This is a genomic window from Psychrobacter sp. 1U2, from assembly GCF_051847575.1.
On the sequence record NZ_JBPYDC010000884.1, the window covers coordinates 1 to 788 of the forward strand.

The 788-nt window shown below is 39.3% G+C and carries 1 protein-coding gene; it reads right to left on the reverse strand.

Annotation, left to right across the window (positions count from 1 at the left end; genetic code table 11):
• Positions 1-154: 154 nt before the first annotated feature.
• The coding region (mmsB, locus tag ACS8FD_RS19330; RefSeq protein WP_439277053.1) for a 3-hydroxyisobutyrate dehydrogenase at positions 155-788 on the reverse strand (634 nt) is incomplete at its 5' end.

Below are 788 nucleotides of genomic sequence, written 5' to 3' on the forward strand. Positions count from 1 at the left end.
TAATGTATTAGCCAAAAAACTGACTGATTGATATAAAAAAATCCATCTGTACTAATAACCTAGGCTATTAGTACAGATGGACAATCTAGATAAATTCTTTCTAAATTTAATAAGTGTTTATTTCAGCACTTATTCATTACATATCATACTACCACTACAGTATCGAAGCATCATGACGTGCAATGATGCTTGAAAAGTCTTTATCACCATGTTGGACAGAATGGACATCATAGAGCTCAGCTGCTTTCGAGCCCATCGGGATATCCACTTTGGTTTCTGAAGCCGTTTGCATAGCAAGATTTAAGTCTTTGTTCATCAGTTTAGTCATAAAACCACCTTTATAACCATTACTTGAGGGTACATTGTTCATCACTTTTGGATAAGGGTTATAAACCTCTAGTGTCCAATTACGTCCTGAACTTTGCAACATAATATCTGACAACACTTTTGGATCTAAGCCATTTTTGACACCTAGATTAATCGCCTCTGCGGTTCCTGCCATCAAAATACCTAGCAACATATTATTGCATATCTTTGCTACTTGCCCCGCCCCATTATTGCCAGCGTGAAAGATATTCTTACCCATTGATTCCAGTATAGGCTCGGCTCTAGCATATGCCTCAGTACTACCACCTACGATAAACGTCAGGTTTCCTGCAATTGCAGCGCCTGTACCACCTGAGACTGGCGCGTCTAAAAATTCAATGCCATATCTGTTAGCAGCGTCCGCTACCATGCGTGCATCTGCAGCTGCTATAGTACTACTATCGATAACTAATGTACCTTTT